Here is a 15,424-nt window from a genome sequence, read left to right as displayed (position 1 = left end):
CTGTCCCCCGGCCCCGCGGGCCCCGCGCGCGGGGCGGGCCCCACAGACCCCCCCCCCCCACCCCCCCTCGCCGGGGGGGGGGCGGGGTGTGGTGGGGGGGGGGTGGTTTCCCCTTCCCCCCCCCCCCCCCCCCCTCGACCGCGTCCGCACTCGTGAATCCGTGCCCGAACTGACGCGTACGCGCCGCATATCCACCGTTTGCCAGCGGTAGAAAGCACCTTGGTGGCAGTCTGCTCAACAGCAGATACGCAAAGTGTCAGGTACAGGCAGGCAGCCGGAGGTGCACGTCCCGTGGCGTCCAATGTCAATCCCACCGTCAGGCGACGCCGGCTGGGCCAGGAGCTGCGCCGGCTCCGTGAGCTCAAGGGCATGACGGCAGAAGAGGTGGCGGAACGGCTGCTCGTGTCGCAGTCGAAGATCAGTCGGCTGGAGAACGGCCGCAGAAGCATCAGTCAACGCGATGTGCGCGACCTGTGCGGGGTGTACGAGGTCGAGGACCAGCGGATCGTCGACTCGCTGATGGAGATGGCCCGGGACTCCCGGCAGCAGGGCTGGTGGCACACGTTCGGGGACATCCCGTACAGCGTGTACATCGGCCTGGAGACCGACGCCGAGTCGCTGCGGGTGTACGAACCCCAGCTGGTGACCGGGTTGTTGCAGACCCGCGCCTACGCGGAGGCCCTGGTGCAGGGCGCGTTGCCGGAGACGTCGACCGCGGAAATCGAGAAGCGCGTGCAGGTGCGCATGCGCCGACAGGAACGTATCACCGCCGAGCACAACCCGGTGCGGCTGTGGGTGGTGCTGGACGAGGCGGCGCTGCGCCGTGTCGTGGGCAGCAGGCTGGTGATGCGGGAGCAGCTGGAGCACCTCATCGAGATGTCCCAGCTGCCGCACGTCACCGTGCAGGTGCTGCCCTTCGAGGTGGGTGCGCACCCGGGGCTCAACGGCCAGTACGCGATCCTGGAGTTCACCGACGCGGCCGACTCCAGTGTGGTCTACCTGGAGGGCGTGACCAGCGACCTGTACCTGGAGAAGGCACAGGACGTGCAGAAGTACGCCGTGATGTATGAGCATCTGCGGGCACAGTCCCTCAATGTGGAGCAATCCCGGCAATACATCTCCGATGTGGCGAAAACCTACGCCGATTGACCCTGCTCCACAGGAAGCGCCGGATCGTACACCGGGGTTACGCTCCAATGGAAGGCTCACCTGGAATATGCCATCCGCTTGAGTGAACGGCTGCTCCAGCAGAGGCGGTTGCCCGGTAGCGTCGATCACGCCAATCAGACGACAAGGTTGGCGTGAACCGCACCACCAGCAACTCGCAACAGGAGTGGAAATGGCACTGATTCAGGGCGCTTCGGAGACGTGGATGAAGTCTTCCTATTCCGCGGGCAACGGCGCCTGCGTCGAGGTCAAGTCGCCCACCACCGAGGAACTCGCCGTTCGCGACTCCAAGGTCACCGAGGGCCCCATCCTGGCGTTCCCCGCCGACGCGTGGAACGTCTTCGTCGCTTCGGTCAAGGCGTAGGGAGCCTTCTCTGACGCTTCCTCGTAGGCACGACAACTGCACAAGCATCACCCTCAGAGCCCTCTCGACCAGTCGCCGTCCTTGCCGAGAGGGCTCGGCCATGCCCGGTTCCCGCGATCACTTCACCGGGAACGCCACATCGCACACCGGATCGCCCGGCCCCGCCGCCTCCCAGTCCGCGAAATACACCTCGCGGCAGGGGCCCGCCATCTCCAGTCCCTCCGCGGCCATCCACTGCTCCACCGCCTCGAAGGCGGCGAGGATCTGCGGATGGGCCACCTGCGCCTTGGTGATCCGGGTGCGGGCCAGCCGGGCCGACGGCTCCACCCGCACCCGCGTCGACCAGGTCCGCCCCCGGTCCTCCACCCACGCCCGGGCCGCCGCCTCGTCCGCCACCGGCACACACGACTCGGCGGGTCCGTCGCTCTCCATCGACACCTCGGAGTGGTAGACGACGAACGGCGCGCCCGCGATGCCTCCGCACTCCCGCGCGGCCCCGGCCAGCCGGTCCAGCGACGCGCCGATCCACGCCGGCAACTCGTCCGCGAGCGTGTGCCGCGTCTCGGTGATCACCACCTGCGCCGGCACGTCCACCGTCTCGACCACGAACCTGTCGTACATCTCGGAGCTCCTCCCCGACAGTCGTCCACGGAGGTACTCGGCGAGGGTGCGCTGCCCGGCCACCCGGGTCTCCACATCCGCCCAGTAGGCGGCCAGCAGGTCGGCGGCCGTCACGCCCTGCGCCCCGACCACCTCGGCGATCCGGGCGAGCGGCATGTCCAGCTGCCGCAGCATGGCCACGAGCCGGGCGCGTTCCACCTGGTCGGCGCGGTAGTAGCGGTAGCCGCTCGTCTCGTCGACGTGTGCTGGGGCCAGCAGGCCCAGCCGGTCGTACAGCCGCAACGCCTTGGCCGACAGACGGGCCCGTGCGGCGAACGCGCCGATGGTGAGCAGTTCCTCGGTCACCATGCCATCCTCCGTCACCGGGCGGTCCTTCCCGCCCGGTGACAGCGACGCTCACCCCTGCCCCAGGGGCAAGGTCAAACCAGACCCCTAGGCCAGCTGGCCCTCGATGGCCGCGACGACCTCCGCGGAGTCCGGCTCGGTCTGCGGTGAGAAGCGGGCGACGACCTGGCCGTCCCGGCCGATCAGGAACTTCTCGAAGTTCCAGCGGATGTCCCCGCTGTGCCCCTCGGAGTCGGCGAAGCCCGTCAGACGCTCGTACAGCGCGTGCCGGCCCTCCCCGTTCACCTCGACCTTCTCGGTCAGCGGAAACGTCACGCCGTACGTCGCCGAGCAGAACTCGGCGATCTCCTCGGCGCTGCCGGGCTCCTGCCCGAGGAACTGGTTGCAGGGCACACCGAGCACGGTGAAGCCCTGCTCGGCGTACCGCTCCTGCAGCCGCTCAAGACCGGTGTACTGCGGGGTCAGGCCGCACTTGGAGGCCACGTTCACGATGAGCACGCTCTTGCCCGCGTACTGCGGCAGGTTCGCGGAGCCGCCCCGCAGGGCCCCGATCTCGATGTCCAGCACGGAACCGTTGTGGTCAGTAGTCGTCATACGCGGATGCTAACTCCGGCAGGTGACGGGCCCGGGTCACGGGCTCCCCCACCGGCCTCGACCAGCACCTGTCCCGCCGCCGTCCGTGCGTACAGCACCGAGCGCCCCACCCGCCACCGCTCCACCAGCCCCGCCTCCCGCAGCACCTTCAGATGCCGTCCCACCGAGCCCAGCCCCTGCCCGGTCAGGGCGGTCAGCTGGGTGGTGGTCATGGGGGAGGCGAGCAGGACGAGCACGCCCGCCCGGGCAGGACCGAGCAGCGCGCCCAGTCCGGCGGGCACCGCCCGGTCCCCGTCACCGGCGAGGACACCGGTGCAGGGGTAGATCACGGCATACCGCTCCCGCTCCTCCCAGGCCACCCAGCCCACCCGCTGCGGGGTCACCGGCACGAAGACCAGCTCGGCGCCTGAGATCTCGCGGGGCGGATACTCGTGCAGGTTGACCTGGAACCGGTTCTCCCCGAGCCATCGGGTCCCGCCCGGCCGCAGCGAATCCAGCACGCTCACCCAGCCGCCCCGGCTGACCTGCGCGGTCCGCGCCACCACGTCCGCCTCCAGCACCCGCCGGCGCCGCTCCCAGCAGGGCCGTACGGTCTGCTCCCACACCCACTCCAGCAGCGCGGCCGCGCGCTCGGGCAGGTCGTCCCGGTCCAGTACGGCGGGGAGCGGCCCGGCGAGGGAGAGGCGCAGATGGGCTCGGGCGGCGGCGGGCCCGGCCGCACGCACCCGGGCGACGCCGTCGGCGAAGTCCTCCTCGTCGTGCGGCGTGGGGGTGAGGAAGTCGGCGATCCAGTCCCGGCCCAGCCCCGCCCGCACCAGCCGGGCCGTCACCGGATCGGCTTCGAGCAGCGCCCGGTAGCCGGGCAGGTGCGCACGCAGCCACTCCCGCTCACCGGGATGCGTGCCCGAGCCCGCGTGCAGCAGCTTCAGGCTCGCGAAGGTCTCGGTGAGCGGGGAGATCACGAAACGGCTGCGGGCCAGGGTGTCCGCGTTCAGCTGCCACCATCCCAAGAGCCCGCCCCTGTCCCTCGTACGACCTTTCGCGCGACGGCGAAACAATAACGAGGCCCGTGCGGTCCGGCCGAGACTCCTGGGCATGCCCAGCTACCGATCCCTGTTCCGCACCCCGGAGTTCACCCCGCTGTTCCTCGGGGCCGCCGCGCAGACCGCCGCACAGACCGTCGGCGGACTCGCCCTCGCCACACTCGTCTACCGGGCGACCGGCTCCCCGTTGCTCTCGGCGGTGAGCATGTTCGGTCCCTCGCTGGCCCAGGTGCTGGGCGCCACCTTCCTGCTCTCCGGCGCCGACCGCCTGCCCCCGCGAACGACCCTCGCCGCCGTCGCGCTGACCTTCGCGGCCGGTACGGCGGTCGAGGCGCTGCCCGGCCTCCCGACCGGCGCGCTCTTCACCGTCGTCCTGCTGCTGGGCCTGGTCGCCTCGCTGGGCGGCGGGGTCCGCTGGGGCCTGCTGAACGAGATCCTCGCCAAGGACGGATATCTGCCCGGGCGTTCGCTGTTCAACATGATGAGCGGGCTGATGCAGATCACCGGCTTCGCCACCGGCGGCGCCCTGCTGACCGCGCTGTCCCCACGGATCTGCCTGCTTCTGGCGGCCGCCCTGTACCTGGCGGCCGCGCTGATCCTGCGCCTGGGCCTGACCGCGCGCCCGCCCCGGGCCGCCGGCCGCCCCTCCCCGGCGGCGACCTGGCGCACCAACGCCCTGCTGTGGTCGGACCGCCCGCGCCGCCTCACCTACCTGGGCCTGTGGCTGCCCAACGGCCTGGTCGTCGGCTGCGAGTCGCTGTACGTGTCGTACGCCCCCGACGCGGCCGGCCTCCTCTTCGCCTGTGGCGCGCTCGGCATGTTCGCCGGGGACGTGACGGTCGGCCGGCTGCTCCCGCCCGCCGTACGCGCCCGGCTCGCGACCCCGCTGCTCCTCCTCCTGGCCACGCCGTACCTGCTCTTCTGCGCGCACCCGCCGGTGCCCGTGGCCGCGGTCTGCGTGACGGTGGCCTCCGCCGGTTTCGGGGCGAGCCTGGTCCAGCAGGAGCGGCTGATGAACCTGACCCCGGACGAACTCGCCGGTCACGCCCTGGGACTGCACTCGGCGGGCATGCTGACCCTGCAGGGCGTGAGCGCGGCACTGGCGGGTTCGGTGGCCCAACTCTCCTCACCCGCCCGGGCGATGACGGCGATGGCGGCCGCCTCGGTGGCCGTGACCCTCGCGCTGGCTACGGTCGGCCGGCGTCCGGCTGCGGCTGCTGTGCCGGAACCGTCTTCTCGCTGAGGTTGGCACCGAGGTTGTGCGCGGCCCGGTCGAAGTACCGCAGCAGCTCGACGGGGAACGGCATCACGAGGGTGGAGTTCTTCTCGGCGGCGACCTCGACGACGGTCTGGAGCAGACGCAGCTGCATGGCCTCGGGGGTGTCGGACATGATCCGCGATGCGTTGGCCAGCTGCTGCGCGGCCTGGAACTCGCCGTCGGCGGTGATGACCCGGGCCCGCCGCTCCCGCTCCGCCTCGGCCTGCCGCGACATGGACCGCTTCAGCGACTCGGGCAGCTGGACGTCCTTGATCTCGACACGGTCGATGTGGACGCCCCACCCCGCGGCGGGGCTGTCGATCATCACGGCCAGCCCCTCGTGCAGCCGCTCCCGGTCGCTCAGCAGATCGTCGAGATCGCTCTTGCCGATGATGGAGCGCAGGGAGGACTGGGCGACCTGCCCGACGGCGAAGACGTAGTCCTGCACCTCGATGGCCGCCCGCACCGGGTCGGTCACCCGGAAGTAGACGACGGCGTCGACCTTCACCGACACGTTGTCCCGGGTGATGCCCTCCTGGGTGGGCACCGGCATGGTCACGATCTGCACGTTCACCTTGCGCATCCGGTCGGCGAACGGAATGAGGAAGGTGATCCCCGGCTGCCGGTGGTTCGGCATGGCCTTGCCCCACCGGAACACCACCCCGCGTTCCACCTGGTTGACGACCCGCATGCCGCTCTTCAGCACGAGCAGAAACAGCACGGCCACGATCACCACTGCGACGACGGTGCCTTCCATGGCACTCCATTCTCCGACGCGATTTCCGTCCGGTTCCGGACAACGGGGAGGACATCGGGGCGGGCACCGGCGGATGCGGCGGCGGCGTCAGGGATCCGTAAAGAAACCGTCACCGGCCCCGACGCCCGCACCCGAGAACCCCGCCGCACCGTCGACCGTCTTCCAGTCGGCCGCCCGATGCACCTCGCGGCCGATCGCCGCAGCAGACCTGAACCGGGAGGGCCCCATGCACGATCCGACGTCCGAGGCCGAGCGCTCGTCCGCGCCGCCACCGGAGGCGGACACCCTGATGCGCTTCCTCGGGGCGGACCCGGCCGGACGGCTCCGGCTCGCGCCGGGCGTCGCGGAAGCGGTCGGCGCGGACCGGATGGAGCGGATCGTCGAGGCCACGCTCGCCCGTACCGGCACCCCGGTCACCGTCACGGACAGCCCGGACGGCCTGATCGTCACCGGTCCGCAGGGCAGCGTCCGCGCCTGGGCCCGGCAGACCCCCGACGGCGCGGAGATCGCCGGCCTGCTCCTCGAAGGCGTCCCCTACGAGCCCTCGGGCCGCCGCGGACACCTCCCGGAGACCGTCACCTGGCTGACGTACCTCCTCGTGCTCACCCTCTGGAACGTCCTCATGATCTGGACGGCCGCCGACCGCGCCTCCTGGTGCGCGGGCATGGCCGCCCTCGCCGTCTTCTTCGTCTTCGCCGAGGGCCGCGGCGCCCCCGCACAGCAGCCCCGTCTGCGCCGGCACACCGTCCGGGCGGCCGCCCTCACCGCCCTCCTCTCGGCCTACCGGCTGCCGACGCTGCCGACCGGACACTTCACCCCGGCCCTGGCCACCGCCCTGGCGTTGCTCGCCGTGGGCGTGTGTCTGCTGGCCATGGCCCGCCTCCACCACTGGCGCACCCCTGTCTCCCAGCCCCTCCTCTTCCCCCTGGAGGGCTCCTGGTACGTCCTCCAGGGCGGTGGCGGCCTCCTCAACCACCACGCCGGCTTCCCGGAACAGCGTGCCGCCGTCGACCTGGTCGCTCTCGGCCCGCAGGGCACCCGCACCCGCCGCGGCCACGACCTGACCGCCTACGCCGCCTACGGCCGCCCCGTCCTGTCGCCCTGCCGTGGCCGCGTGATCTCGGCGGCCACCACGATCCCCGACCAGCACCCCGGCGAGATCCGCTACCAACCGCCCTACGGCAACCACGTCTTCCTCGACACGGGCCGGGACATCATCAAACTCGCGCACCTGCGCCCGGGTTCGGTTGCGGTGCGACCGGGCGACGAGGTCGAGCCGGGCCAACTCCTCGGAGAGGTGGGCAACAGCGGCAACTCCACCGAACCCCATCTGCACCTCCACGCCGAACGCGACGGCCTGGGCCTGGACCTGCGGTTCACGGATGTCCGGGGCCGGCTGTACCGGGGGCGCAGGATCACGGCGGACCGGCCGGGCGGGTGAGCCGGGAACCAGCCCCACGGGGCGAACCCCGCCTGATGGGCCACCAGGGGAACGAGCGGCACCGCTGCCCGCAGCCGGCCTGATCCGCCGGACAGGCTCTGGTTCCGGTAGCCGCCGGTCGGTGCGGTGAACGCCTCGGCGGCCCCGTGACGTTGCCGTACGGCCTCGCGATCCTGGGCTGCCGCACCGCATGCCACCCCGCCTCCGCCGCCACACGTAAGAGGATCGCGCCCGCGTGCCGAGCAGGAGATGATCACCGCTCGGGGAACTCGTGGGCCCAGCTCCACGCGGGCCACGTTCTCTGGCTCCTGGACCATCCCGAGGTGCCGAACACCCGACCTGCCCGGGGGACGTGGCTCGCCGGTACTCATGCGTGCTGATCCAGGGCGCCCGCTCACGGCGCCGAAGGGTGAGTCACGGGCGATCAGCGTGTCCATTGCCCAGCGGGGGAGATCGCGTATGCAAATGATCGATGAGCTGGGATCTCGCTGAGCCGGGGTTGCGCGACGCCCGGCCCGCAGGTCCCCGCTGTTCCCCGTTCGCGCTCGTCCCTTAGGGCACATGGGGGACATGCCTACGGCAGGGGCGTACCCTCCGATCACTCCGATCGTTACAGCGGGCATGCGAAAGATCATCATCACTGCCGCGCTCGCGTTGGCCACCGTGGCCATGACCGCTCCTGCAAACGCCGACGACGCCAACCTCGGCGGCGGCGTCACCGGTGGGAACCACTGGACCTTCTCGCCGGCACCCGCCTGCCTGTCGGGAGCGGTCGGGGTGCCCATCCTGAGTGCCTACCTCCCCGCCGGTCCCAGCAACAAGTGCGGAAACGGCACCGTGATCGACCACTTCGGCTTCTAGGCCGAACGGTCCACTCACCCCGCCGCCCGAGTTGATGTCGGAAGCCGATGTCAAAGGCCCCGGACCATGATCGGTCCGGGGCCTTTCGGCTGATGCCCCGGCAGGATCCGAATCTGCGACACCCGCCGTTCCCGAAGGCCGTCCCTCAGCGCGTCGCCCGGTCCGTGACCTTCTCGTCCGTCTCGACGGTCGTGTCCCGTCCGAACAGCCGCGCCGACTCGTCCACGTGCACCAGGCGGCGCATCGCGCTGAACACCGCTTCGCCGAGGACCGTGCCGATCACCACGCTCTCCACCAGTTCGTCGACGCCCACCCGCCTGCTCACATAGCCGAGGTCGGCGCGGGCGACGACCTCGGCGGCGTCCGCGTAGTCGTCGAGCAGTTCCATGAACGCCCCGTGTCCGACTCGCCCCATGGCGGCAAGCGCCCTGGTCAGGTCTTGGGCCGCCGGGTTCGACTCGTGTGTCTGCCAGCCGCGTCGCGCGATCAGCTCGGCGACAGCGGCGCCGGCGGCGGCCGACTCCGCGTCGTTGTCGTCGTCGTGCGCCGTGCCGAGCCGGTCGGCGGCCGCGCCGAGCACCTTGTGCACCGGGCGTGCCGGGTCGTCGACCGCGCCCAGGACTTCCGCGATCGCGGCCACCTTCAGTCCGCCCACATCGAGCAGTGCGCGGATGAGCCGGAGCCTGCGTACATGGGTTTCGTCGTAGCTCGCCTGGTTGGGGCTGGTCAGCTCGCCAGGCGGGAGGAGCCCTTCGCGGACGTAGTACTTGACCGTCGGTACCGGCACCCCGGTCCTGCGGCTCAATTCGCTGATGCGCACTGCCCGTTCACTCCTCACTCGGCTGCCTCGCACTTGCCAACCCCCCTCCCATGATAGATAGTGGCGCTATCAGATAGCAGATAGTGCCACTATCTGTTTTTGGAAGAGGTGAGTATGTCTTCATGGCGCTTATGGCACCGGCCACTGGTGGTGTTCTCCCTGGCGATGGTGGTTCTCGCCGTCGTGTCCGGGGTGGGTCTTGTCGTCGACGATCGACGGCTCGTGGGATCGCCGATCTGGTTCAAGCCCTTCAAGTTCTCGGTCTCGTTCGTGGCGTACGGGCTGTCGCTTGCGTGGGCGCTGTCGCTGCTGCCCACGTCTCGTAGCCGGCGCGCCGGATGGTGGGCAGGCGCTGTCGTCGCCGTGGCGAGCGTCGTCGAGATGGTGATCATCACCGGGCAGGTGGTACGCGGGAAACGCAGCCACTTCAACTACGAGACGCCCTTTGACGCAACGCTCTACAACGTGATGGCCGTCACCGTCGTCATCCTGTGGCTCGGGACCCTGGCCATCGCCGTACTTCTGTTACGCACCCGGCTCGCGGACCGCGCGTCCGCCTGGGCGATACGGTCCGGCATCGTGCTCGCCCTTGCCGGGGCAGCTGTCGGCTTCCTGATGACGCGGCCGGCGCCCGGTCAACAGCGTGGGGTGACCGATGTGGTGGGTGCCCACAGCGTCGGCGTACCGGACGGCGGACCCTCGATGCCGTTGACGGGCTGGTCGACGACCGGCGGCGATCTACGGATCCCGCACTTCTTCGGCATGCACGCCCTCCAACTGCTTCCCCTGGTCGTCATGGGGCTCACCTTGCTGGCGCCGCGGGTGGCGCGGTTGCGGGCCGAGCGGGTACGGCTGCGACTGCTCCTGGTCGCCTCGGCCACGTACGCCGCCGTGTTCGCCCTGGTCACCTGGCAGGCGCTGCGTGGTCAGCCGCTGATTCATCCGGACGGGGCGACCCTGACGGCGACGGGGCTGATCTTTGTCGGCGCCGCAGGGGGCACGTACGGGGCACTACGGACCACGGGCCCCGCGCGTGCGGCAACGGGCCGTCCGCGTACGGCAGTCGACACGTCCAGGCCCTCCCGGCCTTCCAAGTACTCCAACTTCTCCAAGGTTTCCGAGACCTCCGATGCATCCGACGCCAAGGAGCCTTTGGCATGACCGGTTTCCTCTTCGAGTTCACCTTCTGGCTGGTCGCCCCCGTCTGGCTGCTCATGGTCTTCGCCCCGGGGTGGGGGCCGACCGCCCGTATCGCCGCGTCACCGCTGACCGTGTTGCCGGTACTGGCCGTCTATCTCACGATGGCGCTGCCGGTCCTTCCGGAACTCTGGGCCGCGGTCAGCAGCCCTGACATCGACCGATTCCGCGATCTGATGATGCTCGCCAATGGGGCGGGTGCGATCTGGGCCCAGGTCATCGCCTGGGATCTGCTGATCGGCCAGTGGATGTACCGCGAGGCTCGGCGGATCGGGATCCATCCGCTGGCCATGGGGCCGTTGCTGGTGCTCACGATTCTGCTTTCGCCCTTCGGGCTGCTGCTCTTCCTGCTGCTGCGCGCGGCGAATCAGCGGGCGAGGGCGAAGGACCGTGCACCTGGGCTCGGTTCGGGGACTCGTCCCTCGGGACGTGCCGGCCGGTCCCCGGTCGTGCAGGAGCCGTAGAACGGCGTGGGCCGCTGCATGTGCTCCACGTGCTCGACGTACTCCACGTACGGGGAAGCTCCCGCAGTGCTGGACGGGGTGCTGTGGGAAGCTCCGGCCGTCGAGGCCGGGGCGCGCAGCTCATGGGCGGCGGCCAGGACGAGGCCGGCACCGGACGGAGTGCGTGTGCCCAGGACAAGTTCGGGACTGCCCACGCGCGTCAGTGTGGGTCCGTGCAGAACCTGGCAGATCACGGGCCGAGCGGAGTCCAGTCGAACCAGCCTCGGGAGGTGTTGTACAGATTTGTGGGTTCGTCGCAGGTCTGGGATGCCGAAATCTGCGAGGCGACGGCATCCGCGCGCGCCGCATGACCGTCCGCCAGAACCACCAAGATCAGAACCGCAAGCAGCGCCGGCACGGGGAGAACCCGCGGGCGACGTACACGTGAGACCACGAGTGCCGCTATGGACAGCACCAGGCCGGCCACCAGGAGCCACCGGTTCACCGTTGCTTCCTGGTCGAGTTCCTTGGACAGCTCGACAAGGTCATCGCAGAGTATGTACGTCTTCGGCCCGTCGAGCACCGACAGGCCGCGTTCCAGCACTGCGGCCAGCACGATGAACACCCCGAGCACCGGCAGCAAACTCGGTTCTCTTTCCGGCGCCCCGACCGACCGGCCCTGCCTCTCAACCCTCATAGCCCCGTGCCCTTCGACCATCCAGCGGAGTGTCAAGCTGAGCCCAGAGGCTACCCACTCATGTACCGCTGGTGCTCGGCGTCCTGGGGCCGTGACCACAGCATTACAAGTTCCGCCGGTGGAAGCGGTGACCTGCTGTGGCGAGCGGTCAGTCGCAAGCGGACGTGCCCTGTCTTGTCAGTCGTCTTCGAGGTATCTGGGAGCCGGTGACCATGCTGTCGGCAGCTCCTCGCCAGGCCGGCCCGTGACCACGCGGGGGTAGCGCTCGCGCCACCACCTGTCGCTTCGCCGGCTGGGCACAGCCTGCCTTGGTTGCATCCAGGCCGTGGCGGCAAGGAATCGATCACCCATGGCGTCAAGGAAGGGCTGCCGAAGGGGAAGGGCTGCCGAAGGGAACGAACCCGGTCGGTCAGCAGGGGCCACGCCTCATGCAGCCAGTCACGGCAGGCCAGCCGACGTTCCCCATTGTTCCCCGCCGGTTGCCGCTCGGTCGGGCACACAGGGGGCACGGGGGCGCTCTCCGATCCTCTTGGACGGTCGGTACTCGGTTGCCGCAGATCCGGATGCCGAGGCGGGGGCCGGGGGTGCGTGTGGCAAGGTATGCCGACAGCTCACGCCGGCCATGCCTTGCGAGGGAGTCCGGTCCGTGGTTGCTTTCCGGGTTACGACATCCTGCGGCGATGCCCGGAGGGCGCACCGCTGTCTGCCGGGCGGAAGCATCCCCCGTCCGGTTCCCTTGCAACATGGAGCACCCCCGTGAACGGAAAGCGTCGCAGATTGCTGCTGGCCGCCATCGACCCCATGCTTGAGCCCGAGGAGCAGGTCGAGGTGGCGACCATCGTGAACCTGAGTTCGGTCTCGGTGCGCCGGACAGCCGTGTTCGCGGCAGCCTCGGCGATCATGAGCGGTGGCGGGATGGCCGTAATCCCGACGCCGACGCCCATGTATCTGGCCATGACCGACCGCCGCATCTTCGTCTTCCGGGCGAACCCGACATTCGCCCGGCCGGAAGAGCATCTGATGACGATTCCGCGCGCCGGTCTCGTTCGCTCGGAGATCAAGGAGCGTCTGCTCAACTCGTCCTTCGTCGTTTCCTCGCCGGACAATGAGCAGGGCTTGAAGATCGTCTTTCCGCTGGTGAGCCGCAAGGACCGGAACGCGATAGCGGCCGCCGTGCCCTTGGCGGGCTGACCGCCCCGGACGCGGGTGGAAGCCGAGCGGTCCGGTGGCTGTCAGGCCGCCGTGCCCTTGGCGGGCTGATCGCCCCGGACGCGGGTGGAAGCCGAGCGGTCCGGTGGCTGTCACCTGCCTGAACGGCGGTGAACCTCGCTGAATGAGACGGAAACCTGGACGGCCCGGCGCACGGCCAGGCCGTGCGGGCCGGCAGGAGGCCAGGTCCAAGTGGTGTCGTCTCACCGGAGGTTGAGTGGTGGGCCCTCGTGACGCTCCGCGCAAAGAGCCCCCGGCGGATCTGTACGCGGGGTGATGCTCCGCGAGGTCAGGGCCACCATGCCCCGGCCATCCGGTCCGGCGCGCTCAGCCAATGCTCTCCGAGTGCCCGTCGGGGAAGGTGCACGTGGGGCCGCGGTAGGGGCCGCCCTGGTTGACCGTTCCGCCCTGGGCTGTGCACTGTTCGCCCGAGATGGCCGGATACGTCGCTGCCTGAGCGGCGGCGGCGCCGACGGCACTCGCGCCGGCGAGGGTCGCTGTGGCGAGGGCGAGGCCCAGGAGTCGTCGTATACGCATGACTTTCTCCTCTCCGGTGTCCCTGGTTCGGCACTTCGAGATGACCGGGCGCATGTCAGGGGCGCCCTATTACTCAGAATGGGTGACGGCGGGCGGACCCGCGAGTCGTGGCAGGCAGACACCGCAGCCCCTCCGATGTTGGACAGGGCGAAGGCAGCGGTACCGGCGTGGCTGAGCCAGGCGGCCGGCGGCGCTCCGAGGGTCATCATGGAGACCCTCGGGCACAGTGGGATCGGTCCACTCGCTACCGCTTCGAGACCTTCTCGAACCGGGACGGCTGGCCACATCTGCAAGCCTGACGGGAAGTCTCAATGGCTGCGTTCAGCTGATCGGGAGGCTTTGATGTCCGCCGTCGGCCCACACTCCGTGGAGCGGGCGTGGTTCAGGGCGTCAAGGTGGAGCGCGACACTGTACGAACGACCTTGACGCCCTGGGCCGAACAGGCCGGCCCACCGCTGTGACCACGGCCTGGGGATGGGCCTCCTCGGCCGGGTACGCCGTCGCCGATGCCGGCACTCCGGCGAGGCCTAGCTGCTCTGCCGCCAGACGCCAGCAGAAGAACGCAGTCACGCCGCCCTCAATCCGGGCAGTCCGACGGCTGGACTGGGTCGCCTTGGATCAGCCCCAAGGAAAATGTATCGGGCGGCACTCGGTACAGGAGAGACCCGCTGCATGCACCGCAGAAGTACGAAGTCAGTAAACGCCGAGCTGGATATCCCGGGAAAGCGTGCCAACCCTCGGCTGGAGAAAACGAAAGGTCCGCCGACCAGGTCGGCGGACCTTCTGCGGGACCGAGGCCAGCAGGGCTCGTATACCACCTTGAACTCGCCGTCCGCGAAATTGGTGCCCGGGAGGTAGAACGGGGTGTTCGTGACGATGTTGGGGTCAGACCACGTCTTGCCCCCGTAGGTATTCCTCGGATAAGTAGCCGTAAGCTTACCCTTTGCCCTCGCAAGGCGGGGCGAGAAGGCAACATAGCCCTTCCTGTTGGCGCCGATCGTGAAAGTATGGATGGAAGTGTCGGTGGGCTGACGCCTGAACGGCAGGCGTTTCGCGAGCGGATCCGGATGGAGGCCGCCGAGTGATTCGCTGCCGGTGCCTCCCACGCCGAGGTCGCCAGGGACCTACGGGTGTGAGTGTGCGCTCGGTGCAGCGATGGCGCCGGGCCTGGCACGACGCCGGCACCGAGGGGCTGCGGTCCGCCGGACCGGTCTCCCTGCCCAAGCTGATGAGGCGAGTTCCGCTCTGGCCTGCGAACTGTCCAGGTGGGTCGATCGAGGGGCACTCACCCGTCGGGCACTGCCGTTCCCCGTGGTTCCGCGCTGGATCTGGCACAGGTGTGGCACGGGGAACTTCTAATCCCTGGCCCTCTCGGACCGTCGTGTGCCTGGTCCCGGACGTGGGCCATGTCTCGGATTGATGGCCTGCGGCTATCCGTCAAGTCCCGAGATTCCGTGGCGTGACCGGATTCGACTGCCGGGGTCTAATTAGAGCCTGGATTGACGCAGAATAGATTACCACCCTCGTTATCCAGAAGAACCCTGGACGTGTCACTTGGCTGACATCTGGCGGAGATGGCTTTGCCTGCGCATCGCCTTGACGCTCCCTTCCCCCCTTTTTTCGCTGGAGGAGAATTCTGATGATTAATATCTACCGCGCGACGCGCCTTACAATGCTTGCCGCGTCGATCGCCTTGGCTGCCGGAGGCGTACTGGTGCCCGCCAACGCATTTGCCGCCTCGGTGACATCGCAGGCCGCAAGCATGAAGGCGGCAGTTCACGATGATGCACCGGATCCGCCCGGGAAGGCGCCCGACTGCATGGCCACCAACATGGGTTGCAACCCGCCAAAGTACGACAACAACCCTCCGAAAACACCGGATCCGCCCGGGAAGGCGCCCGACTGCATGGCCACCAACATGGGTTGCAACCCGCCAAAGTACGACAACAACCCTCCGGAAACACCGGATCCGCCGGGGAAGGCGCCCGACTGCATGGCCACCAACATGGGTTGCAACCCGCCAAAGTACGACAACAACCCTCCGGAAACACCGGATCCGCCGGGGAAGGC

General features: G+C 69.4%; 15 protein-coding genes and 1 pseudogene. 9 read left to right on the top strand and 7 right to left on the bottom strand.

All coding sequences use genetic code 11. The features are described 5' to 3' along the window. Positions 1-291: 291 nt before the first annotated feature. Both ACIRU3_RS15350 and ACIRU3_RS15345 read left to right on the top strand, forming a co-directional pair. Positions 292-1,149, top strand: a complete 858-nt coding sequence (locus ACIRU3_RS15350) for a helix-turn-helix domain-containing protein (RefSeq protein ID WP_404056305.1) — start codon at positions 292-294, stop codon at positions 1,147-1,149. Positions 1,150-1,339: 190 nt separating this feature from the next. Further along, positions 1,340-1,531, top strand: coding sequence for a DUF397 domain-containing protein (locus ACIRU3_RS15345; RefSeq protein WP_404056303.1), 192 nt, complete (start codon positions 1,340-1,342; stop codon positions 1,529-1,531). Positions 1,532-1,648: 117 nt separating this feature from the next. Here the strand turns inward: ACIRU3_RS15345 and ACIRU3_RS15340 are convergent, their stop codons facing one another. The 3 genes from ACIRU3_RS15340 to ACIRU3_RS15330 all read right to left on the bottom strand — a co-directional run bounded on the left by ACIRU3_RS15340 (position 1,649) and on the right by ACIRU3_RS15330 (position 4,101). Then, positions 1,649-2,500: a MerR family transcriptional regulator gene (locus ACIRU3_RS15340; protein WP_404056907.1), complete on the bottom strand. Its 852-nt coding sequence runs from the start codon at positions 2,498-2,500 to the stop codon at positions 1,649-1,651. 84 nt (positions 2,501-2,584) lie between these two features. Beyond that, complete coding sequence (locus ACIRU3_RS15335) at positions 2,585-3,091, bottom strand: glutathione peroxidase (RefSeq protein WP_404056301.1); 507 nt, start codon at positions 3,089-3,091, stop codon at positions 2,585-2,587. Beyond that, positions 3,088-4,101, bottom strand: coding sequence for an ArsR/SmtB family transcription factor (locus tag ACIRU3_RS15330; protein ID WP_404056299.1), 1,014 nt, complete (start codon positions 4,099-4,101; stop codon positions 3,088-3,090). The genes ACIRU3_RS15335 and ACIRU3_RS15330 overlap by 4 nt, the downstream gene beginning before the upstream one ends. An 85-nt stretch (positions 4,102-4,186) precedes the next feature. On the opposite strand from ACIRU3_RS15330, the gene ACIRU3_RS15325 reads away from it, so the two are divergent. After that, on the top strand, positions 4,187-5,377 hold the full coding sequence (locus ACIRU3_RS15325) for an MFS transporter (protein ID WP_404056297.1): 1,191 nt from the start codon (positions 4,187-4,189) through the stop codon (positions 5,375-5,377). On the opposite strand, the gene ACIRU3_RS15320 is transcribed toward ACIRU3_RS15325, so the two are convergent. Next, positions 5,322-6,149, bottom strand: a complete 828-nt coding sequence (locus tag ACIRU3_RS15320) for a slipin family protein (protein WP_404056295.1) — start codon at positions 6,147-6,149, stop codon at positions 5,322-5,324. The two genes, ACIRU3_RS15325 and ACIRU3_RS15320, sit on opposite strands and share 56 nt — an antisense overlap. Before the next feature lie 226 nt (positions 6,150-6,375). Here ACIRU3_RS15320 and ACIRU3_RS15315 point away from each other — a divergent pair, with 226 nt between their 5' ends. Both ACIRU3_RS15315 and ACIRU3_RS15310 read left to right on the top strand, forming a co-directional pair. Beyond that, positions 6,376-7,590, top strand: a complete 1,215-nt coding sequence (locus tag ACIRU3_RS15315; protein WP_404056293.1) for a M23 family metallopeptidase — start codon at positions 6,376-6,378, stop codon at positions 7,588-7,590. Positions 7,591-8,211: 621 nt separating this feature from the next. Further along, on the top strand, positions 8,212-8,451 hold the full coding sequence (locus ACIRU3_RS15310; protein ID WP_404056291.1) for a hypothetical protein: 240 nt from the start codon (positions 8,212-8,214) through the stop codon (positions 8,449-8,451). 145 nt (positions 8,452-8,596) lie between these two features. On the opposite strand, the gene ACIRU3_RS15305 is transcribed toward ACIRU3_RS15310, so the two are convergent. Then, positions 8,597-9,271, bottom strand: coding sequence for a MerR family transcriptional regulator (locus tag ACIRU3_RS15305; protein ID WP_404056289.1), 675 nt, complete (start codon positions 9,269-9,271; stop codon positions 8,597-8,599). A 114-nt stretch (positions 9,272-9,385) separates the two neighbouring features. Here ACIRU3_RS15305 and ACIRU3_RS15300 point away from each other — a divergent pair, with 114 nt between their 5' ends. Next, positions 9,386-10,432 carry a hypothetical protein gene (locus tag ACIRU3_RS15300; RefSeq protein WP_404056287.1) on the top strand — a complete coding sequence of 349 codons (1,047 nt, stop codon included), beginning with the start codon at positions 9,386-9,388 and terminating at the stop codon, positions 10,430-10,432. Further along, positions 10,429-10,932: an ABA4-like family protein gene (locus ACIRU3_RS15295; RefSeq protein WP_404056285.1), complete on the top strand. Its 504-nt coding sequence runs from the start codon at positions 10,429-10,431 to the stop codon at positions 10,930-10,932. The genes ACIRU3_RS15300 and ACIRU3_RS15295 overlap by 4 nt, the downstream gene beginning before the upstream one ends. Before the next feature lie 229 nt (positions 10,933-11,161). Here the strand turns inward: ACIRU3_RS15295 and ACIRU3_RS15290 are convergent, their stop codons facing one another. Beyond that, positions 11,162-11,629, bottom strand: a complete 468-nt coding sequence (locus ACIRU3_RS15290; protein WP_404056283.1) for a hypothetical protein — start codon at positions 11,627-11,629, stop codon at positions 11,162-11,164. A 735-nt stretch (positions 11,630-12,364) separates the two neighbouring features. Between ACIRU3_RS15290 and ACIRU3_RS15285 the strand changes: the two genes are divergently transcribed. Further along, complete coding sequence (locus tag ACIRU3_RS15285; protein WP_404056281.1) at positions 12,365-12,799, top strand: hypothetical protein; 435 nt, start codon at positions 12,365-12,367, stop codon at positions 12,797-12,799. Positions 12,800-13,144: 345 nt separating this feature from the next. Here ACIRU3_RS15285 and ACIRU3_RS15280 read toward each other — a convergent pair whose 3' ends face one another. Continuing rightward, on the bottom strand, positions 13,145-13,354 hold the full coding sequence (locus ACIRU3_RS15280) for a hypothetical protein (protein WP_404056279.1): 210 nt from the start codon (positions 13,352-13,354) through the stop codon (positions 13,145-13,147). Positions 13,355-14,993: 1,639 nt separating this feature from the next. On the opposite strand from ACIRU3_RS15280, the pseudogene ACIRU3_RS15275 reads away from it, so the two are divergent. Beyond that, positions 14,994-15,424: pseudogene (locus ACIRU3_RS15275) on the top strand (hypothetical protein); the annotation flags it as partial.

This window comes from Streptomyces sp. NPDC101151 (assembly GCF_044768335.1).
GTDB lineage: Bacteria > Actinomycetota > Actinomycetes > Streptomycetales > Streptomycetaceae > Streptomyces.
The sequence above is the reverse complement of the archived record's forward strand: the minus strand, read 5'-3'. Positions and strand labels throughout refer to the sequence as shown.